This is a genomic window from Streptomyces sp. NPDC002209, assembly GCF_042890265.1.
Lineage (GTDB): Bacteria > Actinomycetota > Actinomycetes > Streptomycetales > Streptomycetaceae > Streptomyces.
In genome coordinates this window covers 170,126-194,960 of the sequence record NZ_JBIARX010000005.1, presented here as the reverse complement: position 1 = coordinate 194,960, position 24,835 = coordinate 170,126, and the positions used below count along the sequence as shown (strand labels likewise).

The 24,835-nt window shown below is 71.7% G+C and carries 12 protein-coding genes; 5 read left to right on the top strand and 7 right to left on the bottom strand.

From position 1 onward, the window contains the following. The first annotated feature begins 3 nt into the window (after positions 1-3). Together ACFYXK_RS12440 and ACFYXK_RS12435 are read left to right on the top strand one after the other, a co-directional pair. Positions 4-1,092: an ornithine cyclodeaminase family protein gene (locus ACFYXK_RS12440; protein WP_389411095.1), complete on the top strand. Its 1,089-nt coding sequence runs from the start codon at positions 4-6 to the stop codon at positions 1,090-1,092. Beyond that, positions 1,089-2,693 carry an amino acid adenylation domain-containing protein gene (locus ACFYXK_RS12435; protein ID WP_389411094.1) on the top strand — a complete coding sequence of 535 codons (1,605 nt, stop codon included), beginning with the start codon at positions 1,089-1,091 and terminating at the stop codon, positions 2,691-2,693. Before ACFYXK_RS12440 ends, ACFYXK_RS12435 begins: the two co-directional genes overlap by 4 nt. Here the strand turns inward: ACFYXK_RS12435 and ACFYXK_RS12430 are convergent. After that, positions 2,669-3,505 (bottom strand): putative nonproteinogenic amino acid hydroxylase, encoded by an 837-nt coding sequence (locus ACFYXK_RS12430; RefSeq protein WP_389411093.1) that lies wholly within the window; start codon positions 3,503-3,505, stop codon positions 2,669-2,671. The genes ACFYXK_RS12435 and ACFYXK_RS12430 overlap by 25 nt on opposite strands. A gap of 197 nt (positions 3,506-3,702) precedes the next feature. Between ACFYXK_RS12430 and ACFYXK_RS12425 the strand changes: the two genes are divergently transcribed. From ACFYXK_RS12425 to gntD, 3 genes are read left to right on the top strand one after another with little or no spacing between them, the layout of a single operon-like run. Continuing rightward, positions 3,703-10,761, top strand: a complete 7,059-nt coding sequence (locus ACFYXK_RS12425; protein WP_389411092.1) for an amino acid adenylation domain-containing protein — start codon at positions 3,703-3,705, stop codon at positions 10,759-10,761. A gap of 32 nt (positions 10,762-10,793) precedes the next feature. Then, positions 10,794-12,386, top strand: coding sequence for a condensation domain-containing protein (locus ACFYXK_RS12420; RefSeq protein ID WP_389411091.1), 1,593 nt, complete (start codon positions 10,794-10,796; stop codon positions 12,384-12,386). Between the two features lie 36 nt (positions 12,387-12,422). Then, a complete protein-coding gene (gene gntD / locus ACFYXK_RS12415; RefSeq protein WP_389411090.1) occupies positions 12,423-13,460 on the top strand; it encodes a guanitoxin biosynthesis L-enduracididine beta-hydroxylase GntD in 1,038 nt (345 codons plus the stop codon). 81 nt (positions 13,461-13,541) lie between these two features. Here gntD and ACFYXK_RS12410 read toward each other — a convergent pair whose 3' ends face one another. The 6 genes from ACFYXK_RS12410 to ACFYXK_RS12385 form a co-directional block, all read right to left on the bottom strand. Next, entirely contained in the window at positions 13,542-15,983 is a 2,442-nt protein-coding gene (locus ACFYXK_RS12410; RefSeq protein WP_389411089.1) for an amino acid adenylation domain-containing protein, read from the bottom strand. 286 nt (positions 15,984-16,269) lie between these two features. After that, positions 16,270-17,370: a ribosome small subunit-dependent GTPase A gene (gene rsgA, locus ACFYXK_RS12405; RefSeq protein WP_389411088.1), complete on the bottom strand. Its 1,101-nt coding sequence runs from the start codon at positions 17,368-17,370 to the stop codon at positions 16,270-16,272. A gap of 342 nt (positions 17,371-17,712) precedes the next feature. Then, positions 17,713-19,467, bottom strand: a complete 1,755-nt coding sequence (locus ACFYXK_RS12400) for an NAD(P)/FAD-dependent oxidoreductase (RefSeq protein ID WP_389411087.1) — start codon at positions 19,465-19,467, stop codon at positions 17,713-17,715. Beyond that, entirely contained in the window at positions 19,464-21,254 is a 1,791-nt protein-coding gene (locus ACFYXK_RS12395) for an amino acid adenylation domain-containing protein (protein WP_389411086.1), read from the bottom strand. The genes ACFYXK_RS12400 and ACFYXK_RS12395 overlap by 4 nt, the downstream gene beginning before the upstream one ends. Positions 21,255-21,395: 141 nt before the next feature. Next, entirely contained in the window at positions 21,396-23,012 is a 1,617-nt protein-coding gene (locus tag ACFYXK_RS12390; protein WP_389411085.1) for an MBL fold metallo-hydrolase, read from the bottom strand. Between the two features lie 185 nt (positions 23,013-23,197). Continuing rightward, positions 23,198-24,760 (bottom strand): alpha/beta fold hydrolase, encoded by a 1,563-nt coding sequence (locus ACFYXK_RS12385; RefSeq protein WP_389411084.1) that lies wholly within the window; start codon positions 24,758-24,760, stop codon positions 23,198-23,200. Positions 24,761-24,835: the final 75 nt, after the last annotated feature.

The following is a 24,835-nucleotide window of genomic DNA, read 5'->3' as shown; positions in this document are numbered from 1 at the left end:
CCGTTGCAAGCTGAGCGCACGCGCATACTCGACGCCGAAGCCATCGCCACCATCGTCACGAAGGTGGGGCTGGGGCAACTCTACGATCTGACGATCGACCGTTTGGAAACCGTTCTCGCCACCGGCAGCGACGCGCCGGTGGAGATGAAGCAGCGGGACGGATTCCTCATCAAGACACCACATTTGGGGCTGCTGGAGTGGATGCCCGCGCTCCGGCACGGCGCCACGGTGTCCATGAAGATGGTCGGCTACAACCCGCACAATCCTGCCAAGAACCAGCTGCCCACCATTTTGTCCACCTTGTGCGCCTTCGATGCGGACAGCGGACACCTGCGGACGGTCATCGACGGGACCTTCGCCACCGCGATCCGTACGGGCGCAGCGTCCGCGCTGGCCAGCCGGGTGCTGGCGCGTCCCGACTCCGCGGTCCTCGGCCTCGTGGGCTGCGGCGCGCAGGCCGTGACGCAACTGCACGCCCTGTCCCGGGTCTTCTCCTTCTCCGAGATCCTGGTGTGCGACGAGGACGTGCAGGCGGAGAACTCCTTCGCGGCCAGGTCCCGGCTGCCTGCCGGGGCCGTACGGATCGCGCCGTTGGCCGAGGTCGAGGAGCGGGCCGACGTGCTGTGCACCGCCACCTCGGTCGCGCCGTACGCGGGCCCGGTCATCCAGGGGACCAACCTCAAGCCCTGGGTGCACATCAACGCCATCGGCTCCGACATGCCGGGCAAGACCGAGCTGCCGCTGGAGCTGCTGCGCAAGGCGGTCGTCTGCCCCGATCACGTGGAGCAGGCGCGGGCCGAGGGCGACTGCCAGCAGCTCGCTCCCGAGGAGATCGGGCCCTCGCTCGCCGAGATCCTCCTGGACCCGGAGGCCCACCGCAAGCTCTCCCCCGTCACCACCGTGTACGACTCGACGGGCCTGGCGCTCCAGGACCTGGTGATGGTCGAGGTGTTCGAGGAGCTCGCACGGGACCTCGGCGTCGGTCACCACCTCGCCATCGAGGCGACCGCCGACGACCCGCAGGACCCCTACTCGTTCCTTCCGGGGTCGGTCACCCGGTCCTGGGAGGGGCAGCCGGGAGCGCGGCGATGACCGCACTGTCCCCTCCCCCGGGGCACGCCGGGCCGGTGAGGGACACCGGCGTGTCCTCGGTCCTGGAGCTGATCGACCGCGAGGTGGCCGCGCACCCGGGGGCGCCCGCGGTGCGCGAGCCGGGCCGGGAGGTGACGTACGCGGAGCTCGACCGTCTCGCGGACGGCGTCGCGGCCCGGCTCGGGCGGGAGTTCGGCATCGCGCGCGGTGACACGGTGCTCATCGCCGCGCGGGCGGGAGCCGACTTCACCGCGGCGGTGCTGGGCACGCTGCGGGCCGGGGCCGCCTACCTGCCGGTGGACACGACGTACCCGCCCGAGCGCATCGAGCAGATCCTGCGGGCGAGCAGCGCAGCGCTGCTGGTCCTGGCCGATCCGGGGGCGCTGGACACCAGCGCCTCGGGGACGCGGGCGACCGCTCTGGCGGGTCTGGTGGCACCGGATCCGGTGGGCGGCGCGGCGCCGGCGGCGGTCCGTCGGAAGCCGGCGCCGGAGGATCCGGCGTACGTCATCTTCTCCTCCGGATCCACGGGCAACCCCAAGGGCATCGTCCAGACCCACCGCTGCCTGGCCAACTTCATCTCCTGGCAGGTGGACGGCTCCGGGCTGGGGCGCGGCCGGCGGGTCCTCCAGGTGGCACCGCTGACCTTCGACGTGTCGGTCCAGGAGGTGTTCTACACGCTCGCCTCGGGCGGGTGCCTGTACGTGCCGGAGCCCCATGTGCGGCGCGATCCACGGGACCTGATCGACTTCGTCATCGACGAACGCATCGAAGTCGTGGACTTCCCGCAGTCGCTCATCGACGTGGTCATGACGCTGCCGACGAACTTCGAGCACGCCGCGGACCTGCGCCACATCATCAGCGCGGGCGAGACGGTCAAGGTCACGGAGGCTCTGGAGGGTCTGCTGACGCGCCGGCCGGAGCTCACCCTGCACAACCACTACGGGCCGGCCGAGAACCACATGGTGGCCAGCCACTCGATGAGCGGGGCGGCCGGCAATCTCGAACCGAGGCCGCCGGTCGGGTCACTGGTGTGGAACACCTACGTCTACCTGCTGGACGAGCACGGCGTACCGGTGCCCGACGGGGAGGTCGGGGAGGTGTACATCGGCGGCGTGGGGGTGGCCCCGGGGTACACCGATCCCGAGCTCAGCCGCACCGCGTTCGTGCCCGATCCGTTCCGTCCGGGCAAGCGGCTGTACCGCACCCGGGACCGGGGGGTGTGGCGGGCCGACCAGACGCTCCAGTTGCTGGGCCGGATGGACGACCTGATCAAGATCCGGGGCAATGCCGTGGAACCCCGGGAGGTGGAGGCGCGCCTCGCGGACTTCCCCGGGGTCAAGGACGCCGCCGCGTTCGCGGTGGTGCGGGCCGGCGGGGCGGTGGAGCTGCACGCTGCTCTCACCGGTGCTCCGCCGCCGGCCCCGGAACTGCGGCGGGCGCTGCTCGCGGTCCTGCCCGACTACATGGTGCCGGTGCGCTGGTGGCTGGTGGACGCGCTGCCCATCTCACCCAACGGCAAGCTCGATCGCAAGGCCCTGCCCGGCCAGGGGGCTCAGCCCCTGGCCCTGGTGCCTCACCAGTCGAACGCCTCGCGGTAGCCGCGCTTCTCGATGCAGTACGTCCGGAACGCCCGGGCCTTCTCGACGAGTGCGTCGTCCCCGGTGCGCACGGCGGCTTCGACGAACCAGTCGAACGCCGCCGTCGCATCGGCCTGGCGGGTGAAGTGGACCGCGGCGAACTTCCGGAAGGAGGCGCGCAGGTTGGTGGCGTTCATATCGGCCGCGGAGGACAGCAGCTCCGCCACGTCGGCGTCCGAGACCGGAGGGCGCGAAATGATTCGGACGGGCAGTTCCGACTGGATGGTGTTCTTGATTTCGATGGGCGCTTCGGCGTCCGCGAAATCAAGGCAGAGAGACAGCCTGGCGACCGGTGAGACGCTGCGGGCCGAGTGGGGAACGGTGGTGTGGATTTTCCATACCTCGCCGCGGCGGAGGTGGTAGACGATGTCGTTCTCGGAATGCAGGGAGTCCTCGTCCGTGCGCAGGGGTATCTGAAGTCGCGTACCCGGTTCCGAGAATTCCAGAAAATCGACGTGTGGCGCGAGAATTCCGTCACTCAGGCCGAAGATGCGGACCCACTGAAGCCTCTCGAGAGGGAAGTTGTCGGTGACGAGCGACATGATTCCGGGAAGCTTCCTTCCCAGCTCAGTCAGGGTGAGCTGGCCCTCGTAGGGCCGGAAGGCAGTGTCCTTTCCGCTTCCCCCTGAGTTCGCGAGGACATGCGCGGACCAGTATCCGAAGGAGAATGCGTCGTATTCGCCTCCAGCATCGTTCGAATCGATGACCGAAATATCTTCGGCAAGGTCGTAGGAATCGATCGGAAGCGTGGCGAGCCTTTGTGATTTGAGCATGCGAGATCCCGTCGGTTGGTGAGCACACGATGGTGCCGGACGCCGATGATCGGCAATCATAACTACTGAGGGAAGAGAGGGCAACGGCCGGCCGTGGACATCGGATTCATGATTGACAAGGCCCTTTTTCCTTGCGCAGGATCTTAGGTGCCGTCTTGTTCTTCAGAACCATCGAAGGTATTGGGTGAGCGTACGAAATGCTGAGTGACAATGCCCTGAGTGAATCCTGGCTCGCCCGGCTGGCGACCGGCCGCGGAGTTCCGTTCCTGGACGTCGTGTCCCCCGACGGCGACACGCCGGAATGCGTCCTGGAACCCGCCGTCACCGAGCGGCTGGACACCCTGACGGGCGGCGACGCCACCGGCCTCCTGCTGCTGGCGGTCGCGGCCGCCCGGTTCGCGCTGGCCGCGCTCGACGAGGAACCGCGGCATGTGGTCCTCGTCCCCGTGCCCACCCCGTCGCCCGGGGCGGGCACGGGGACCGGCGCGGACGCGGCGCCACGCGAGCTCGCGCTCTGCGCTCCCCTCGACCGCGAGGCACCGGCCTCGGCCTTCCTGACGGCACTGCACGCCGAACTCGAATCCGCCCTGCCCCTCGCCTGGCCCGACCGGGAAGCGATCGCCTCCCGTCTGCGGCTCGCCGACGTGCCCGTGGCCGGTGCTCTCGGCCGGCTCGGCGTCGTGTGCGAGGAGGCGGGCGGCAAGCTGCTGCAGCCGGTCGGCCTGTGCCTGACCCTGCGTCGGACCGGCGGCCTGCTGACCCTGACCGCCGAGGCGGACGGCGAGCTGCCGGTGGCCGCGGCAGCCCTTCTGCGCTGCACGGCGGCCGCCCTCGCGGAACTGGGCCGCTCACCTCGGCGGCCCGTCGCGGAGCTGGACGTACTCGGTCCCGCGCAGCGCGCCGAACTGGAGCGGTGGTCGGGCCTGCCCGTCGCGGCGGACTTCGCCGACGCGACCCTCACCGGCATCGTCGACGACGCGGCGGACCGCTTCCCGGATCGCGAGGCCGTGTCCGACGGCACCGTGCTGTGGAGCCACCGGGAGCTGGCGCTGCGCTCGTCGCGCGCCGCACGGGCGCTCACCCTCGACCACGGTGTGAAGCCGGGCGACCGCGTCGCACTGCTGCTGCCCAAGAGCCCCGAACTCGTCCTGGCGGTACTGGCGGTACTGCGGGCGGGCGCCTCGATGGTTCCCCTCGACCCCTCGCACCCGCCGGAGCGGGTCGCCCGTCAGCTGCGCCTGAGCGGGGCCGTCTGCGTCATCTCCGCAGAGGAGGAACTGCCCGGAGACCTGGCCATTCCCGTGGTGTCCCCGCAGGCCCTGGCCGGCGCCGACGGCCCCGGGGCGGCGGCCGGACCGGGTCCCGACGACGAAGCCATCCTCTTCTTCACCTCCGGATCGACCGGCCTCCCCCGCCCGGTGGCGCTCACCCACCGTCAGCTCGCCCACAAGACCCTCGCCTCGGGACGGCTCCTCGGTTTCGACGAGGAGAGCCGGTGCGCCCTGCTGTCCGCGGTGACCTCGGACGCCCTGACCTACCAGATCTTCACCACGCTCGCCGCGGGCGGTTGCGTGGTGGTCATGGGCTCGCCGCAGACGCTCTCGCCCTCGGAGTTCTGGGCCTCGACGCGCCGCCTGCGCGTCAACGTCCTCAACTGTGTGCCCTCCCTGCTCGCCGTCATGGCCGAAGGGCTGCCCGCGGGGGCCGCCGAAGACGTCCGCATCTGCCTGCTGGGCGGCGACGAGATCCCGGCGGGGCTCCTGCCCCGGCTGGCGGACCGGCTGCGCGTGGGCACCTTCGGCAACCTGTACGGGCCCACCGAGGCCACCATCGAGGCGACCACCTTCACCTGCCCCGGATCGGCCTTCCCCGAGTTGACGACCGTCCCGGTCGGCAGGCCCTCCGAGGGCTTCGGCGTGCTGCTGCTCACCCCCCACGGGGACCACGCACCGCCCGGCGTCCCCGGCGAGATCCACGTGCTCGGCCCCGGCGTGGCCCGTGGCTACGCCGATGACGAACCGACCGGCCCGGGGCGGTTCTGCGAGCTGCCCGCACACCCCGGCGTACGGGTGTTCCGGACCGGCGACTTCGGCCGTTGGAACCGCCGGGGCGAGCTGGTCTTCCTGGGCCGCCGGGACAACCAGATCCAGATCCACGGCAACCGGGTCGAGCTCGGCGAGGTGGAGGCGTCCCTCAGCTCCGTCGCGGGCGTCGTCGCCGCCACGGTCCTCCCCTTCACCGCCCCCTCGGGGCCGCCGACCGTCGTGGCCGTCTACACCTCGGACCAGGATCTCGAACCGGCCGACGTACGCCGCCGGCTGGAGCTGCGCCTGCCCGGCTACATGGTCCCGGGCCGCATCCTGCGACTCGACGAGCTGCCCGTCACCCTGCACGGCAAGATCGACCGCGTGGCCATCCTGGCCCATGTGGCGGGCCTGGACCGGCAGGTCTGGCAGCCTGACGACGAAGCCGACCGCGCCGCCGCCCGGATCTGGGCCGACGTGCTCGGCGCCGCGCCGCGCTCCGGGGACGAGGACCTCTTCGCGGCGGGCGGCCACAGCCTCACCGCCGTCGACCTCGCGGGCCGGCTCGCCGCGGCTGCCGGCGGCGGCGGCGTGATCACCATCCGCGACGTGTTCACCGCCCGCACTCCCGAGGGGTTCGGTGCGCTGCTGCGCCGCGCCGCGGCCGACGGGGGTGCGGACCGCCCCGTCCGGACGCCGTGGCCCGAGACCCCGGACCCCGTCCCCGCGAGCAACGCCCAGCGCCGGATGTGGTTCCTCGAGCAGTACGAGGGCGGGGAGGTGCGCCCGTACAACATGGTGGAAGCCTTCCGGCTGCCCGGCTCCCACGAGGCGGCCGAGGTGGCGGACGCGCTGGAGCGGACGGTGCGCAGGCACCAGGCCCTGCGCACCGTGTTCCGCGACGGCCCCGACGGCCTGAGCCAGATCGTGCTGGCTCCCGAGCGGGCCCGGCCCGGACTGCGGGTCCACCGGGCGGGCACCGGGGGCGCCGACGGTCTCCTGCGGCGCATCGCTGATGCGGAGCAGCGCCATGTGTTCGACCCGGCCGGGGGTCCCCTGCTGCGTGCCCACTGGCTCGTCGAGGACGGCCGCCCCGGCGGCACCCTCCTGTTGTCGGTCCATCACAGCGTCTGCGACGGCTGGTCGTTCGCGGTGATCCTGCGCGACCTCCAGCGGTTCCTGAGCGGCAGGCAGCAGGTGGCGGAGCCCACGCAGTACGGTGCGTACGCGCTCGAGAGGCACGGCCGCCCGGACGACGCGGAGGGCAGCGCGTTCTGGCAGCGCGCCCTGGACGGCGCGCCGAGCGTCGACCTGCCGCTCGACCGCCACCGGCCGACGGAGCGCAGTTCGGCGGCGGGCACCGTCCGGCTGACGCTCGGCGAAGCCACGACCCGGTCCGTACAGGACCTGTGCCGGCAGCTCGGCGCCACCTCGTTCACGGCGATGGTGGCCGCGGTCCGTGTCCTTCTGCTCCGCTGGAGCGGGGCCGGGGACATCGTGCTCGGCACGGTCGTCTCGGGCCGTGACCGCCCCGAACTGGCCGACTCGGTGGGGCTGTTCGTCAACACCGTGGCACTGCGCACCCCGATCGGGCCGGAGCTCGGTTACGCCGACGTGGTGGCGGCGGTGGCGGCGCACGCGCGGGAGGTCCGCGCCCATGAGGAGTACCCCTTCGAGAACCTCGTGGAGTCCCTGGGGCGCGAGCGGATCACGGGACGCAATCCGCTCTTCGACGTGCTGGTCGAGGCCGCCGTCTCCGGTACGGACCCGCTGGGCACGGAGGAGGGTCCGGCGGCCGAACACATCCGCCTGGACAGCGGCGCGGAGGGGTTCGACCTCACCTTCAGCTTCAGCGAACCCGGTCCGGGCCGTCCGATCGAGGTGGCGATCACCTACCGCGAGGACGTACTGGACGCGGACACCGCGCACCGGCTCGCCGGCCAGCTGGACCGCCTCCTGACCGCCCTGGCGGACGCCCCCGAGGCGCCCGTCGGCGCGGTCCCCCTGCTGCCCGGTGCACAGCGCGCCGCGCTCATCGCGGCCGGTACCGGCCAGAGCCCCTCTGCCACGGGCACCGCGGGCACCCTCCTCGACCTCGTACACGCGCAGGTGCAGCGCGCGCCCGAGGACCGGGCCGTCGTCTGCGGCGACCGTGTCCTGACCTACCGCGCACTGGACCGCCGGGCCGATGCCCTGGCCGCCCGGATCGCCGCGGCGGCGCCCACCGGGCCCGACCGCGTGGTCGCGGTGCTGTGCGAGCGGTCCGAGTGGATGCCGGTCGCGCTGCTCGCCGTCCTCAAGACCGGTTCGGCGTTCCTTCCCCTCGATCCGCAGCAGTCGCCTGCCCGGCTGGCGCAGGTGCTCCGCGACAGCGGCGCGGTCGCCGCCGTCACATCGGCGGACTTCACGCGGACCACGACCGCCGAGGGCCTGCCCACGGTGACCGTCGGCGACGCGCCCGAGGCCGCCGCGGTGCGGGACGAGCCACGACCGCTGCACCCCGCGGGCCCCGCCGACCTCGCGTACGTCGTGTACACCTCCGGCTCCACCGGAACGCCCAAGGGCGTCATGGTGGAGCACCGCGGCATAGTCAACTCCGTCCGCTTCCGCATCGACCACTACGGCCTCGACGCCGGCGGGGCGGTCCTCCAGGTCGATCCGATCCATGCCGACGCCGGCATCGCCGACGTGTTCAGCGCGCTCGGATCGGGCGCGCCCATGGTGATCGTCACCCGGGAGCAGCTGCTCACGCCGCAGGACGTGGCCGCGGTCATGCGCCGGCACCCGATCCGCCACGTGATGCTCGTGCCGAGTCTCTACCAGATGCTGCTCGACGAGGTCGGACCGGCGTTCTCCGAGGTGCGCGAGGTCGTCCTCGGCGGGGAGCGGGTCACCCGGGCGCTCGCCGCCCGGCATGCCGAACTCCTTCCCGGTGTCCGACTGTTCAACGAGTACGGCCCGGCCGAGGACAGTGTGGTGACCACCCTGGATCCGGTGGACACGACAGGGGCCCCCGAGACGCCGGGTACGCGGTCCGGGACGGCTTCCGGCGACGCCTCGATCGGCCGCCCGCTGCCCGGCAAGTGGGTGGATCTGCTCGACGAGCGGGGCGAGCTGGTGCCGCTGGGGTCTGCGGGCGAGCTGTGCATCGGTGGGGCGGGCCTGGCCCGCGGCTACCTCGGCGACGCCGAGCTGACCTCGACCCGCTTCGTGACCAGCCGGGTACGCCCCGGAGAGCGCATGTACCGCACCGGCGACCTGGCCCGCCGGCTGCCCGACGGGCGCCTGGAGTACCTGGGCCGGGCCGACGACCAGCTCAAGATCCGGGGCAACCGGGTCGAGCCGAACGAGGTGGCCGCGGTCCTCGCCGAAGCCCCGGGCCTGCGCAACGCCGCCGTGCTCCCGACGACCGGCGCCGAACCACGGCTGGTCGCCTACGTGGTCGGTGAGGCGGACCCGGCGGCGCTCCGCCGGCACCTCGCCGGGCGGCTGCCCGCCTACATGATGCCCGCCGCCTTCGTGTTCCTGCCCGCCCTCCCGGTGGCCGCGGGCGGCAAGCTCGACCGCCGGGCGCTGCCCGCGCCCGACGAGGCCCTGGCCGCCGCGGAACCCCCCGCCGCCACCCGGCCGTTCACCCCCGCCGAGCAGCGCGTCGCCGAGGTGTGGACGCAGATCCTGGAGCGGCCCGTCACGGACCCGGACGCCAACCTGTTCGAGCTGGGCGGCCACAGTCTGGCCGCAGCGCGCATCGCGCACGCCCTGCACGTCAAGGTGGGCACCGTCTTCACCTTCCCGACCGTGGCCGCGCTCACCACGGCGCTGGAAGGGCCGTCGGCGAAGGCCGCAGCGGAGCGGGGCCCGGTCGCGGGGGCGTCCTCGCAGGACGGGTTCCTGCCGCTGTCCCGGGCACAGCGCCGCGTCTGGCTGACCTCACGGTGGGCGGGCTCGGACACCTTCATCATCTCCGACCTCGTACGGCTGGGCCGCCGGATCGATGCCGACGCGCTCCGCAGCGCCCTCGGTGCCGTCGTCGAGCGCCAGGACATGCTCCGCGCGCAGGTCCTGCCCCGGGGTACGGATGCGGAGCTGAACGTGCTGGAGCGGCTGCCGGACGGCGCACCGCTGGTCGTCGTCGATCTGCCCGGCGCGGACCCCTCGGGGCCGGACGTCGCGGCCGCGCTGCACGAGGCCCGGCGGGTCAGCTTCGCCCTGGACAGGGCGCCGCTGTTCGAAGTGCGGCTGCTCGCGGGGCCCGTCGGCGGTGATCTGCTCACCGTCACCGCCCACCACCTGATCTACGACGGCGCGAGCGTCGACGTGCTGCTGGACGACCTGTTCACCGCGTACGAGCAGGCCGTCGCGGGTGAACGGCCGCGCCTGCCCCGGCTCCCCTACACCTACCAGGAGTGGGTCCGTGAGGAGCAGGAGTGGCTGGCCGGACCCGAGGCGGAGCGCGAGGTGGAGTTCTGGCGGGAACGGCTGCGCGGCGTCGCGGAAGGGCCCGATCCCGTGGACCCGGCCCGCCGCCGCAGCCGCCGGGGCCGGACCGCACTGGTTCGCCGGTCCCTTCCCGCGGCCGTGCTCGACGGCGCCCCCGCGACGCCGTTCGCGCAGGTGGTCACCGCCTTCGCCCTCACCGTGCACCAGCGCACCCGGGCCACCGACCTCGTCGTCGGGTTCGCCGCGGGACTCCGCAACCGGCCCGAGGCCGACGCGCTGATCGGCTACCTGGTCAACGCGGTGCCCCTGCGGGTCACCCTGGACGAGCCGGTGACCGGGGGCGAGTTGCTGTCCCGGGTCCAGAGCGGGATCTTCGAGGCCTACGACCACTCCCGGCTGCCGTTCGACGTGCTTGCGCAGCAGCTGGCACTGCGCGCGGCACCGGGCCGCAGCCTGCTCCTCGACCTGGGCGTGAGCTGGGAGAACGCGGGACTGCGCCCCGAGCGCCATGTGGTCGAGGACCTGCTGGCGAACGACCTGCCCGCCACCAGTGACCTGTGGCTGTACGCACGCGTGAAGGGCGACGCACTGCACCTCGACCTCACCTACGACGACAACCTGCTCGACGAGGCGGAGGCCGGCGGCTACGTCGATCACGTCGCCGCGGTGCTGCGCACCTTGGCCGCCGGCCAGTGCACACCGCCTGCCGGCCCCCCGTCACCGACCCTGCCCCCGACCCCGGAGCCGACCGCACCCGGCACTGTTTGGAGCGACACACACTATGACTTCTGACACCGCCCTCAGGCACAGCGGATGGGGCGACCGTGACTGAATCCGACCTGACGCGGCGGCTGTGCGAGCTGTTCGCCACGGCACTCGAACTGGACAGCGTCACTTCCGACACCGACTTCTTCGTCGCCGGCGGACACAGCCTGTCCGCGCTGGAGCTCTCCGTGGCCGTGGAAGAGGCCGTCGGCGTGCGGGTCCGCGTGCGCGACATCTTCGACGCCGCCTCGCCCGAACTGCTCGCGGCCCGGCTGGCCGGCCTCGCCCCCGGAGCCGTGGAACCCGCCGAGCCGGCCGCCGCGCGCCGGCGGCCCGCCGCTGCCCTGCCCGGGGCCGAGGTCTCCGAAGCCACGCGCTGGCTGTGGCTCGAACGGCAGCACGGGGACGGCGTCTCCGGGGCCTATACGGTGCCCTGTCTGCTGGACGGCGAGGGTGCCGTGGACGCCGACAGGCTGGCGGCGGCGCTGGACGGCCTGATACGACGCCACCCGGTGCTGCGGACCGTCTTCGTGGAGGCCCAGGGCGAGCCGCGGGCGGTGGTCACCGACGACGTCCCGCCGTTGGAGGTCGTCGACCTGCGCGGGCACGACCAGGGCGACACCCGGTTCGACGCCCTGGTGGACGAGCGCCTCGCGGTGCCGTTCGACCCGTCGACCGGCCCGCTGACACGGACCACCCTGTTCCTGCGGGCCGACGCCCGGTGGTCGCTCCTGCTGCTCGCGGACCACCTCGTGTGCGACGGCCGCAGCCTGGAGATCCTCGCCACGCAACTCGTGGCGGCCTACGCGGACCCGGCTGCTGCCGGGCCGCCCGAGGACCGGCCCGCGCACCGCCCGTCCGATCAGGAGGCCTCGCTCGAGCACTGGCGTCGCGTGCTCCTGCCCCCTCCGGCGCCGCTGCCGCTCCCGGTACGCGGTCCGCGGACGCAGCGGGCCGGCAGCGCCACCGGCATCGCCGTGCGGGAGATCGGTCCGGACGTGCAGCGCCGGCTGACGGACCTGGGCAGGCGGCACCACGCGGGCCCGTTCGTGCCGCTGGCCGCCGCCGTCGCCCGTACCCTCGTCGGGATCACGGGCAGCACGGACATCTGTCTGGGCACCCCCGTGGACCGGCGGGCCCGACTCGGTGCGAACGACGCGGTCGGCTTCCACGTCGCGACGGTCCCGCTGCGGCTGCACGTCCGGGACGAGATCTCGGCCGACGACCTCGTCGACCAGGTCGCGCAGCGCACGGTGGACGCCGTGGACCACAGCGAGGTGGCCTTCGACACGCTCGTGGCGGCGCTCGCCCCACCGCGCTCCCCCGGACGGATGCCGTTCTTCGACGTGTGGGTGGCCCTGTATCCCCGCATCGACACCGGACCGTGCGCACCGGGCGGGATCGCCCTGCGCGGCGGGCCGATACCCCAGCGCATCGGCATGTTCGAGCTGTCCTTCCAGTTCGTGGAACACGCGGACGGCATGCGGCTGTGGCTCCAGTACGACACCGAGCTCTACGCCGCGGACACCGCCGAGCGGATGGCCGGGCGCCTCGTCGACGAAGTGGCGCGCCTCCTGCGGGACCCCGCGGAACCCGGACCCGAAGCGGCGCTGACGCCCCGCGCCTTCGGCGGCTTCCGGTTCGACGCCTGAACCGACCTGTTGCCCCTGCACACGAGGAGACGAACCATGACGACGTCCATCAAGCCACGGACCGGGACGGAGCTGAGGCTGACCGAGGCCGAGGCCCGGCAGGTGTCCGAACTGACACTGCGCCTGGCCGAGCAGTACCTCGCGGCCGACGACGAACGGCTGCTCCAGGAGCTGCCGCTGCTCACCGGCGAACTGCCCGTGCGGGTACGGCGCTTCCTGCGCGCCTTCTCCCTCGACCAGGCACGCGGTTTCTGCTCGGTCAACGGCCATCTCGTGGACGACGAGCGCATCGGGCCGACGCCCGCGCACTGGAAGGACGAGACCCGGATCCACCGCGAACTGCCCGAGGAGATCCTCGTCCTCCTCTACGGTTCGCTGCTCGGCGAACCGTTCGGCTGGGCCAGTCAGCAGGACGGGCACCTGGTCAACGACGTGTTCCCGATCCGCCAGTACGAGCGCGAGCTGCTCGGCACGGGCAGCAAGACACCGCTGACCCTGCACACCGAGGACGCCTTCCACCCCTACCGCGCCGACTACATCATCCTGTCGGCGCTGCGCAACCCGGACGCCGTGCCGGTGACCGTTGCGGAGGCGGACTTCTCGGTACTGCCGCAGGACGTCCTCGACGTCCTGTTCCAGAGCCGGTTCCGCATCGTTCCCGACAAGTCACACCTGCCGGAGAACAACACGGTGCGCACCGACGAGGACCGGCTGGTCTTCGAGAACATCGCGCGCCTCATCGACGGGCTCGGCCTGGTGCCCATGCTGACCGGCTCCCGGTCCCACCCCCTGCTGTGCTTCGACGCGACGCACATGTCGGCGCCCGAGGAGGACACCGAGGCCGTACGGGCCTTCGCGGCGGCGGCGGAGCTGCTCGACGCCGGACTGACCGACTGCCCGCTCGAGGCCGGCAGCTGCGTCTTCATGAACAACCACCGGGTGGTGCACAGCCGTAGTGCCTTCGAGGCGCGCTACGACGGCACGGACCGCTGGCTCAAGCGGGTCAACGTCACCCACGACCTGCGCAAGTCCCGTGCCATGCGCCGGTCCGTCGGCTCCCGCCTGATCGGCTAGCCGGCGGCCCGCACACCGCCGACGCAAAGACCGTGCCCGGGGCAGGGACGCCCCGGGCACGGTCTTTGCGTTGCGGCGCGGCTACGCCGCGTGGTCCGGCCCGGCCTTCCGGATCAGATCGGCGACCTCGCGGACCGTGGGGGTGTCGAAGAAGTCACCCAGGTCGATGCTCACGCCCAGCTGCTGTTCGATGGCGTCGATCACGGAGATCGCGAGCAGGCTGTGCCCGCCCTCGTCGAAGAAGTCCCCGTCGGGACCGATCGGTCCGGAGGCGAGGACCTCCTCGAAGATGGCCCCGACCTTCGCCTCCAGCCCGTCGCCTTCCGCTCCCGCCGGCGACGGGGACGGGGACGGGGAGGACGCCGGTGCCGTGGCGGCGCCGGCCTCGGCGAGACGCACCAGGGCACCCCGGTCGATCTTGCCGCTCACCATCCGGGGCAGCTCGTCGATCAGCGTGATGGAGGTCGGCACCATCGCGGGCGGCAGTGCGGCGTTGGCCCGCGCCCTGATCTCCTCCACCGTGGTGTCCACGGCTTCCAGCCAGGCCGCCAGCGCCGGAGCGCCGTCGGGGCCGCTCACCACGGCGACCGCCGCCTGGCGGACTCCCGGCAGCAGTCCCAGCACGCTCTCCACTTCACCGGGCTCGACCCGGTGGCCGCGTATCTTCACCTGGTCGTCGGCCCGCCCCGTGAACTCCAGCATCCCGTCCGGACGCCACCAGACGAGGTCCCCCGTGCGGTAGCTCCGCCCCCCGGGCGCCTGCGCGTCGGCCACGAACGCCGCTGCCGTCAGCTCCGGCCGGTTGCGGTATCCGTCCGCCAGGCCGTGTCCCGCCAGCCTGAGCTCTCCGACGAAACCGATCGGCAGGGCCCGGCCGTCGCCGCCGGTCACGGTGGCGACGGTGTTGGCGATGGGCCATCCGATCGGGAAGCCGGGGCCGGCGGCCGTGCCGTGGTCGAACGCGGTCGCGCCCACCGAGCTCTCCGTCGGGCCGTACTCGTTGATCAGCCTGACTCCGGGCAGCAGTTCGTGGTGGCGGCGCACCAGATCGGGCGTCGTGGCCTCGCCGGCGACCGTGACGGCGCGCAGTGAGTCCGCGGCACGCGGGAGTTCGCCCACGAGGACCCGGTAGAGGCTCGGGACGGTCGTGAGGTGGGTGATGCGGTGCTGCTGCGCCAGCTCGGCCAGCTGACGCGGCAGCAGCTGGTGCGTGTCCGCGAGGACGAGGCGCCCGCCGGAGGCCAGCACCGGGAACAGGTCGGCGACGGAGCTGTCGAAGGCCAGCGACGGCAGCTGCAGCAGCATGGTGTCCTGGTCCAGCCCGTGGTTTCCGCGCTTCCAGTGCACATAGCTCGCGATGGCACGGTGCCGGATCTCCACGCCCTTGGGCCTGCCGGTCGACCCCGAGGTGTACACCACGTACGCGAGGTCGTCCGGGAGCGGCCCGGGCCGGTCGGTCCCGGGCTCGGCGGCGGGGCCGCCGGCCGCGGCCCTGATGTCGATCACCGGGGTGGTGAGGCCGGCGGGCAGCCCGCCCTGCAGGTCGGGCGCGGCGAGGACGGCTGCGCACTCGGCGTCGTCCAGGATCTCGGCCAGCCTCGTGGCCGGTGACCTGGGGTCGAGCGGCACGTAGGCCGCGCCTGCCAGCAGCGTGCCGGTGATCGCCGACACGGCGTGGACCGTCTTGCCGGTGAGCACGCCCACCCGGTGGCCCCGTCCGATGCCGTCTGCGTGCAGACGAGCCGCCACGGCCTGCGCGGCCTGCCAGAACTCGCGGTACGTCAGGGACTCGGCGCCGGCGACGACGGCCGTACGCTCCGGGTTCGCGCGGACCGACTCCTCGATCGGCGCCGTCAGCGTCGTGGTGACGCCCTGCGGTTCGAAGCCGCGTCGGCCGAGCGCGACGGCCGCCGCAGCGTCGTCCGCTGCGGCCGACGGCAGTGCGGCGGCGGGGGCGTGCGGATCGGCGAATCCGGCCAGGACACGGGACAGCGAGCGCAGCAGGACGTCCAGGAACCAGGTCTCGGCGCGGTCCGGTCCGGCCTCGGCCACGAGTTCGCGTACGCCGTCCGCACCGGACTCGGTCAGTCTCAGGTCGATGACGTCCTGCTGGGACGCAGGGGCGGCGGGGCCGGCGGCGACGCGGGCCGAGCGGACCAGCACCGCGCCGGCGAGCGCCGCCCCGTCGGTCACCACGGGCGCCGAGCGCAGGGCCGCGTCGGCGGCCCGGACCAGATCGCCGACGGTGGACCGGGCGGCGAGCCCGATGCCGGACAGCACAGGGCCGGCCGGGCCGGACACGGCCACCACCGGCTCGTCGGTGTGCTCCGCCGCACCGACCACCACTGCGGTCGCCGCGGTGAGGGCGACCAGTTCCTCCAGGGGGCGCCCGCCGGAGACCTTGGCCAGGCCGTCGACGGCGTCCGCGGTCAGCGCGAGCCGGGCGTGGGCCCGCGCCGGCTGCGCGGCGCCGGTGCGTCGAGGGCGGATCGTGGTCGCGGGCACAACAGAGTCGGGTGTCATGGGCACATTCCTTGCTCGAGGACGAATGAAGACAACTGCCCGTTGGCCAAGCGGCGTTCCCCACGGCTCGTGAGCCGCCATGGGGTTCGATCACCGCATCGGGCGCGTGCGGGCACACCCGTCACTGAGGTCGGACGCGAACGGCCCGCGCACCGCGGGGCCGTGGCCGAGCGGGTACGCGGGTCACCGCTGACACCACAGGGGGTGCCCATGCACTTGTCGGGTCGCGGTACCGGGCGGCCCGCAACTCGGGCGCCCGGTACCGCGACCAGGCCGTCGCCTCGCGTCAGCCGCGCTTCGCGATCATGTTGGCCATGCCTTCCTTGCCCTGCGTCTTCAGCGCCTTGAGGCGATCCTGGCGCAGGCGGGCATCGCTCCGCGAGGCGATCCACTGGTTCTCGCGGAGCAGCTTGTGGTAGCTGTCGAGGCGGCGCTGCTGCAGCATGCCGTCGTCGATGGCCTCGCGTACCGCGCAGCCGGGTTCCGCGACGTGCTCGCAGTCCCGGAACCGGCAGTCCTCGGCGAGCTGCTCGATCTCCGAGAACGTCTGCTGGAGGCCGTCGGCGGCGTCGTACAGGCCCACGCCGCGAATACCGGGAGTGTCGATCAGCACCCCGCCGGCCGGCAGGGGCATCAGCTCGCGGGTCGTCGTGGTGTGGCGGCCCTTGCCGTCGCTCCTGGTCTGCTGGGTCTCCATCACGGAGCGGCCCAGCAGCACGTTGGCGATGGTGGACTTGCCCGCGCCCGACTGTCCGACCAGGACGCTCGTCCCCGTCAGAACGGCCGCGAGGACGTCCATGCCGTCGTCGGTGGTGGCGCTGACGACCAGGACGTCCACCCCGGGCGAGGCCTGCTCGACCGTCTCGCGGACGCTGTCCGCGTCCTGCGCGAGGTCGGACTTGGTGAGGATCATCACCGGCTGCGCTCCGCTCTCCCAGGCGAGGGCGAGGAAGCGCTCGATGCGGCCCAGGTCCGGCTCGGTGTCCAGGGCCACGACGACGCCGATGGTGTCGATGTTGGCGGCGAGCACCTGGCCCTCGGAGCGCTGGGAGGCGCTGGAGCGGACCATTGCCGTGCGACGCGGCAGCAGCGCCTGGACGTACGTGCCGGCCGCGCCGGCCCGGACCGCCACCCAGTCGCCCGTGCAGGGCATTTTCGTCGGGTCGGGGTCCGAGACCGGACCGGTGTCGGCATGGACGACGGTCACCTCGGTGTCGCCGTCGGCGATCACGACGTCGCAACGGCCCCGGTCGACCCGAATGACCCGGCCGGGCACCCACGAGGCGTCGGCAACGGAGGCGAATTGGTCGTCGAGCTCGGGGGACCAGCCATAGGCCTCGAGCGGCCGCGGGTAGATCGAATCGGCCGATGTCGGTGAGTGACGCAACGCGATGAGCCCTTCGGGAGGCGTTTCCGGCCGGTGCACGCAAGTCGGGTTGCACCGGCTGCTGGACAGGGGGCGGAGGGGTGGGGCTGCTCTCGGGCGCCGCTGCGGCGGTGGTGACACGAACCTCGCCCACCTGGGCCGACTCGGACGCACCGGGCATTCAGTGCACTTGACGCTACGACAGCTCCGCAGGGCCCGCAACACCGTTCAAGCGCCACTGGCTCGGCGCTCCAGCGGGCCACCAGCGCGGGTCCAGCCCGACTGGAGTCGGCTCGCCGCACCCCCGCCCCCACGGTGCTCGCCCACTCACCCGGGAGCTCGCCCGGGTGAGTGGGCGGTGGTCTACCGTCCGGCGGGCGCCGAGGTGCGGTAGAGGGCCCGCAGCTCCTTCTCCAGGACGTCGACCTGGTCCAGCCGCGGCCGGCTCTTGGGCGCGAACAGCCCGTCCTGCTCCCAGCGTTCCGGGTCCAGGCTCAGTGCCGAGACGTTGAGCCAGCCCCGCGAGCGGATCTCTTCGAGGCGCTCGGGAAGGGCGTCCTCGAGGGCGAGGTAGAAGATGACGTGGGCCAGCTCCTCGATGCGCTCCAGACCGTCGCGGACGCTCGCGAGCACCGTGCCGAAGGCGGGCACTTCGTCACCCGGCAGGTTCTGCTCGAAGAGCCGGACGAGCGTGGGCACGTCGTCGTAGTAGTCGATGTAGTCGAAGGCGAAGACACCGCGGTAGCTGCGCGCCCAGGCCTGGAAGAGCTTCATGATGGTGCCCTGGGTCGCCACCGCGTGCGCGCCGAGCGCGCTGAGCGCCGTGCTCGCCGACTCGTCCAGGAAGGTCTTCCCGTAGAACTGCGGGTCGGAGAAGGACCATCCGACGTAGTAGTCCCAGATCGTCTTCAACGACATGATCACGGCGTTGTCGTGGAAGGCGTAGGAGCCCTGGATGTTCAAGGTGAGCCCCTCGGCGAGCGAGAGGAACCAGCGGTTGGCGTAGCGCACGAAGCCCTCGTCGAAGGACTCCTTCACGTCGCGGCCGACCATCTCGGTCACGAAGCTGTTGGCGTAGCCGATCAGGTTCGACCCCACGGAGTAGTAGGGGTCGGCGAAGACGGCGGCGTCGCCCACGCACGCCCAGCGGTCCTGCGAGAAGACCTGCTGCGAGGAGTGGCTGTAGTTCTTCAGTACGCGGAAGTCGAGGACCGGCAGCTCGCGGATGGCGGGGTCGAAGCCCGGAACGCGCTCGGCGACGAAGTCGATCGCCTTCTCGATCCGGTTGAACTTGGTGACCGGGTGGAGGTCGTCGGACACGACGATGCCGACGCTGGTGTGGTTGGGGGCCAGCGGGATGGCCCACACCCAGCCGCCCTCGAACATGAAGTGGTTGGTGGACTGCCAGCGCGGCTCGGTGATGCGGTCGTGCCAGCCGGTGTGCTCGGCGCCGACCGCCTCGTCGGTGTCGAGACGGCCTTCGAGGCGGAACCAGACCGAGTTGTGGGGCTTGGGGTACCGCTTGGTGAGGTCGAGCTTGCGCTGCAGCAGCCGGTGGCGGCCCGTGGCGTCGACGACCCATCGGCAGGAGATGCTGGTCGGCTGGGCGCCTTCTTCGTCGACGGCCTGGTACGTCACCCGGTGCGGGGCGTCCTGCTCGCCGAGCTCGATGTCGAGCACCTTGACGCCCTGCGTCAGCTCGGCCCCGGCAGCCGCCGCCACCACGCGCAGGTGCTCCTCGAAGGAGCCGCGGTTGAGCTGGTAGGACTTCGCCGGCAGGAAGCGGTTGACGCCGAACTCGGCTTCCTCGTGGAGGCCCGAGCCGCCGCCGTAGAAGTACCGGAGCCCCAGCTTCTCGAGGTGGTTCTCCTCCAGGTAGTCGTACAGACCGAGGACGTGGTGGAAGTAGTACGCGCCCACCTCGACCGAGGACTCGCCGACCTTGTGCGCGGACAGCGGGATCGGTGAGCGCTCGCGCTCGCAGACGAGGACGGAGAGCTCGGGCTGCGCGTCCTTGAGTTGCTTGGCCAGGCAGAGCCCGGCCAGGCCACCGCCCGCGATGACCACGTCGTAGTCGACACCGCCGAACACGGAGTCAGTACCCCTCTGGCTGCTCACTTTGTACCCACCTTGTCGTTCTGTCGGTTCTCGATGTTGAGGGCCAGGCTGCGGACGGTCCGGTCCGTGTAGGGATCCGAGACGTCGAGCTGGACCCCGATCCGCGTCTCCACCCGGGCGAGCAGGTCCATGACGCTGAGGGAGTCGCCGCCGAGGTCCACGAAGTCGTCGTCCAGACCGATGTGCAGGGGCGCGAACAGCTCCTGCCAGATCTCGAGGAGCACGGCCTCGGCCTCCGTCGCGGGCTCCGGGCCCGCCCCGCCCTGGCCGACGGCATCCGCGTACAGGGCCACCAGGGCCTTGTCGTCGACCTTGCCGTGCCGGGTGAGCGGCACGGAGTCGACCGGGATGATCGCCGAAGGGACCATGTACTCCGGCAGGTTCTCCTGCGCCATGGCGCGCAGCCGGTCGACGTCCTGGGCCGTGGGCCCCTGGACGAATGCGATCAGGAGCGGCGTGTCGGAGTCGGTGGCGTGGCGCAGCAGGTGGACGTGGCCCACCGCGGCGTCCTGCGAGAGGACCTGGGCGACGTGGCCCAGCTCGACCCGGCGGCCCCGGATCTTGACCTGGCCGTCCCGGCGCTCGACGAATTCGAGGTCGCCGTTCTCGTGCTGCCGGACGATGTCCCCGGTGCGGTAGACGCGCTTCCCGGCGATCGAGGGCGTGGCCGGCGTGAAGAACCGCTCCGCGGTCAGCTCGGGAGCGCCCAGGTAGCCCCGGGCCAGGCCCGCCCCGGCCAGGTGGAGCTCCCCGATTCCGCCCGGCGCCACGGGGGCGCCGTCCTCGTCCAGGACGAACGCCTCGGTGTGGTCGATCGGCCTGCCGATGAGCACGCGCTCGTCGGTGGCCGAGAGGCGCTGGACAGTGGAGCAGACCGCGTTTTCGGAGGGGCCGTACTCGTTGTACAGGTGCACCTCCGGGAGACGCCGGAAATGCTCCTGGGGCAGACTCGACGCGAACCATTCACCGGCGATCGTGACGCTCCGCAGGGATGCCACCTGCTGGGCTTCCATGCCTTCCAGGAGCCGCTTGTACAGCATGGGGGTGATCAGGAAATGGGTGACGCCCCGCTGCTCCATCAGACCGGTCATGTAACGCCGGTCGGTGATGCGGTCCCGGCGCGGCAGGAGGAGGCGCACACCGGAGGTGAGGGCTGAGAAGGTGTCCACCACAGCGCTGTCGAAAGACGGCCGCGGAATGGCCAGGGTCACATCGTCCGGACCGAACCCGTAATAGGCGTTGCGCCACGTCAGCGTGTTGACGATCGCGCGGTGTTCGACGGCCACGCCCTTGGGGGTCCCGGTCGTTCCCGATGTGTACACCACATACGCGAGGTGTGACGGTGTGGCCACCGGCTCGGGGTCGGAGTCCGGTGTGTCGAGGGCGCCGCCCATGACGTCCAGGAAGAAGAGCTCGCCGTCGAAGAACATCGCGCCCGCGGCCGCTGACGACTCGATCACCATGGCCCTGGGTGCCACGTTCTCGACGATCCGCTGGGTCACTCCGGGCGGGTTGTCGGGGTCCAGCGGGACATAGGCACCGCCGGCCTTGAGGGTGGCCAGCATGGCAATGATCATGTCCGGCGGATTCCGGACCAGAATCGCCACCCGGTCGTCGGGGCGGACTCCGGCGGTGTCCCGCAGATGGTGAGCCAGTCTATTTGCCCGGCGATTCAGCTCGCCGTAGCTCAAGAATTCGCCTTCGAATTCCAGGGCAATATGACCCGGCAATCTCCTGGCGCATTCCTCAAAAAGGGAAGTCAAGGTCTTCGGATCGCCATGGTTCACAAACAAACGCCCCCTGCCGAATTATTGTCAGTTCTCGATTCGAATAGCCTAGCCGCGGCCGATCGAAGGGCCCTCTATTACCGCTCGAGGCGCGGACGAGTGCACCGGTCGTCGCGGCGTGCATTGCCGTGACCGCTCGGGCTACGCCTTCGCCGGGTCGACGGCGGGCCAGGTCCGCTCGGCCCGGTCGCGCAGGAGCTCGGCGGTGATGCCGCGTTCGGCGCTCAGCACGGTGAGGACGCCGGCCTGCTGCACCTGTTCGGCTTCGGGGTCGAATTCGGAGCCGGTGAGGTGCTTGAGCCAGGGTTCGAGGCCCATGGCGTAGGCGTAGACGTGACGGGCGCCCAACTGCTGGGCGAGCTCGTCGGCCTGGGCGGCGTTGCTGCCCTTGAGCCGGCGCCCGGTGTTGTGCTCGCGGGAGAGCTTCCCCTCCAGCATCGGCCCGTACAGCCACTTCAGCGGGGCTCCGACGCACTCGAGGCCGATGTAGAGCGCGTCGAGGGGGGTCTCGGTGAGGCCGGGGACGTTCCTGAACAGCGCGGGCTCGAGCGGCGTGATGTCGGTGGCGAAGAGGAACCTGCGGCCGCCGGCCTGGACGAGGGGCACCATCTTGGTGCGGATGTCGAGGTCGGCGTGCTCGCCCAGGAAGGGGAGGGCGGTGACTTCGACCTCGTCGGCCACGCGGTGGGTCTCGAGTTCGGCCAGCTCCTGCACGTTGGGGAAGCCGAGGGCATGGAGCATCGCCTTGAGGCTGGGATCGGGCAGCGATCCGCCGGAGGCGCGGGGCACGACGATCGTGCCGATGCGGGTGCGGAGTTGGAGCAGGGTCTCCAGCGAGAAGTGGTCGGAGTGGAAGTGGCTGATGACGACCGCGTCGATGTGCCGCGGGAGGTCTTCGATGGTGTAGTGCTCGTGGCCGTCCTCGGTGTAGCCGATGAGCGGGTCGAGGAGGACGGACGCGGTGTCGGTCTCGATCAGCACGGTGGCGTGATTGAAGTACCGCACCCGGACGTCTCCGGCCGCGGGCGGGGTGTGCTGCGCCGGCGGCGCGTCGTGGAACAGCGCGGTGAACGCCGGGAGGTCGGCCTCGGCGACGCCGAGGCGCTGCGCGAGGTGCGGGACGTCGACCGGGTCGAGGCGCGCCGCGAACAGTTCGTCCCACAGCGGGGAGTCGAAGGGCACGCCGATGTCCAGGCGGTCGGGGTGCGGGAGGACGGGGCTGCTGTACACGAAGGGCTGGGGGCCCGGTGCGACGGTGAGGGAGACGCACTGACCGTCGCGCTCGTACGCCGGCGAGTTGTACATCAGCGCTTCGAAGAAGCGGAAGGTGGGCCGGTGGGCCGTGTCGTAGACGAGCTCCACCCGCCCGCGCAGGGAGTCGGGGACCAAGGGGTAGAGGGGTTCCATCGGCCCGCCGAGTGCCTTCTCCCGCAGCAGGGCCCGGAGTTCGGCTATGTCGTCGGCGAGCTGGAGCTTGGCCTGGCCGCTCTTGACCATGGCCTCGCGGGCCGCCTGGACCTCGTCGTGGGTGGCGCCCTGGGGGTCGAGGAAGGGGGCGCCGTAGCGGTGCGGGTCCGCGATGACCGCGTCGTGGAGGTGCGGTGCCTTCAAGTAGCTGTCCACGATGGGCAGCAGGCGGTCCCGCAGATTCAGTGCGCCGGTGTGGGGCGCCAGGAGATAGGGCCACGCGTACCAGCGGTGCAGCAGGGGCTGAGCGACCACGGACGGGCGAAGGTAGAGCTTCTGGTGTGCCGGCACGGTAATTCCCTCACTGTCGGTGGGTCGAGTCAGTCCCTTTGCCTCGCATATTCGTTCATATCTATCACGAACGACAGTTCACGAATCCGACAATTCAGCAGGACAGTTACCCGACGGTCACACCGCTCAGGCATCACTCAATTCGATCACCAGAGTGGCTCGAGGGGAATTCGAGGGAATATGGATTACCGGCCCGGCCCGATCTCGAATTTGGGCGCCTTGAGGCTCTTCAGGCATTCGGTCTTCGGTGCGGCCGGGTTGTCGAAGAACGAGACGGCGATCTCCTGGGCGCACTTCGACGTGGCGAACACGACGTGCGGCTCGTACGGGACCGTGACGACCTTGGCCTTGTCCAGCGTACGGGCGACGTACGGGCCGTTGTCCGCGCCGGTCTGGGCGTCGAACGCACCCGACAGGGCGAGGGTGGGGATGTCGCCGCGCGTGACGTCACGGATCGAGCGCGCGGCCGGGGGGATGTTCCAGGCGTCGCAGTCCGGATGCAGGAAGGTGAGCAGCGGAGCCTGGGCCTGCACCGAGCGGGGGAACGACGGGAACTCCTTCCGTCCGCCCTGCAGCGCCGCGTCCGGGCTCTCGTACGGCGTCCACTCGCTGCAGAAGACGCCGTAGCTGAGACCGTGCGACGTCACTCCGATGCCCTTGGGGTTGGTCCTCCAGCCCGCCCACTGCCGGGCGATCCGCTGCGGGTTGCCGTGCGCCAGCTCGTCGAGGGAGAGGGGTACGGCCTCGGCCGTGTGGGTGGCGGAGGTCAGCCAGTTCACCAGGGTCCCGCCGTCCAGCACGACCTTCACCGGCTTGTCGCTGCCGGGGACCGTGACGGTGGTGGTGACCGGCTTGGCTTCGAGGTCGCTGACGAGCTTGGTGAAGGTGGCCGACAGGTTCGGGTAGCGCTTGTTGCAGGCCGGCTGGTCCGCGCAGGCCTTGAACAGGCCCTCGACGCCCTGCCGGAAGCTGCTCCAGGTCGAGGCCGACCCGGATCTGGACGGCGGCAGTATGCCGTCGAGGCCCACCGACCGCAGACCCTCGGGGTGCAGGCGCATGTAGGCCAGTGCCAGGTGGGTGCCGTACGAGATCCCGTACAGGTTCCACTGCTCGATGCCCAGCGCGGCGCGCAGGTCCTCGTAGTCGGCGGCGCTCTCGGCGTCGTTGTAGGCACCGAGGTCGACGCCGCGGCCCGCCAGCTTGTCACGGCAGGCCTTGGTGGCATCGACGTGCAGGCGTTCGGTGGAGGGGGCGTCGTAGACGAGGCCGACCACGTGCGCGTTGAACTCGTCGACATTGGGGCAGAGGAGCGCCGGGTCGGCCGTGTACGTACCGCGCTGGGACATGAGGATCACGTCGCGGTCGCGGTTCAGGCCGCCGTCGATGGCCATCTGCGCCTCCCCCACGGCGTCGTCGCCGGGTCCGCCCGCGAGCCACACGATGGGGTCGGCCTTCGGCTTGTCGGTCGCGGCGGGCACGATCGCCACACCGAGTCCGATCGTCCGGCCGCTCGGCTCGGCGCGGTTCTCCGGCACGGTGAGCGTTCCGCAGCGGGCCTCCTTCAGCGCCTCGATCGGCTCCGGCGTCTTCGGGCAGGGGCCCGGTTCGAAGCGGGCGTCGCCCACCGTCCGGGCGACCGTGCCGATCGGTGCTCCGGGGCCGGGGCTGGGGCCGGGGGTGGTGTCGGTGCGGGACTGCGCCTGAGCGGACGCTGCGAGCAGTGCGGTGACGAGGAGACCGGTCGCCATGCCGGCCGACGTGGACTGGAGGCGTCGTACGGTGCGGCGACGACGGGGCGCCCGGCGACGTGTCATCTGCCCTCC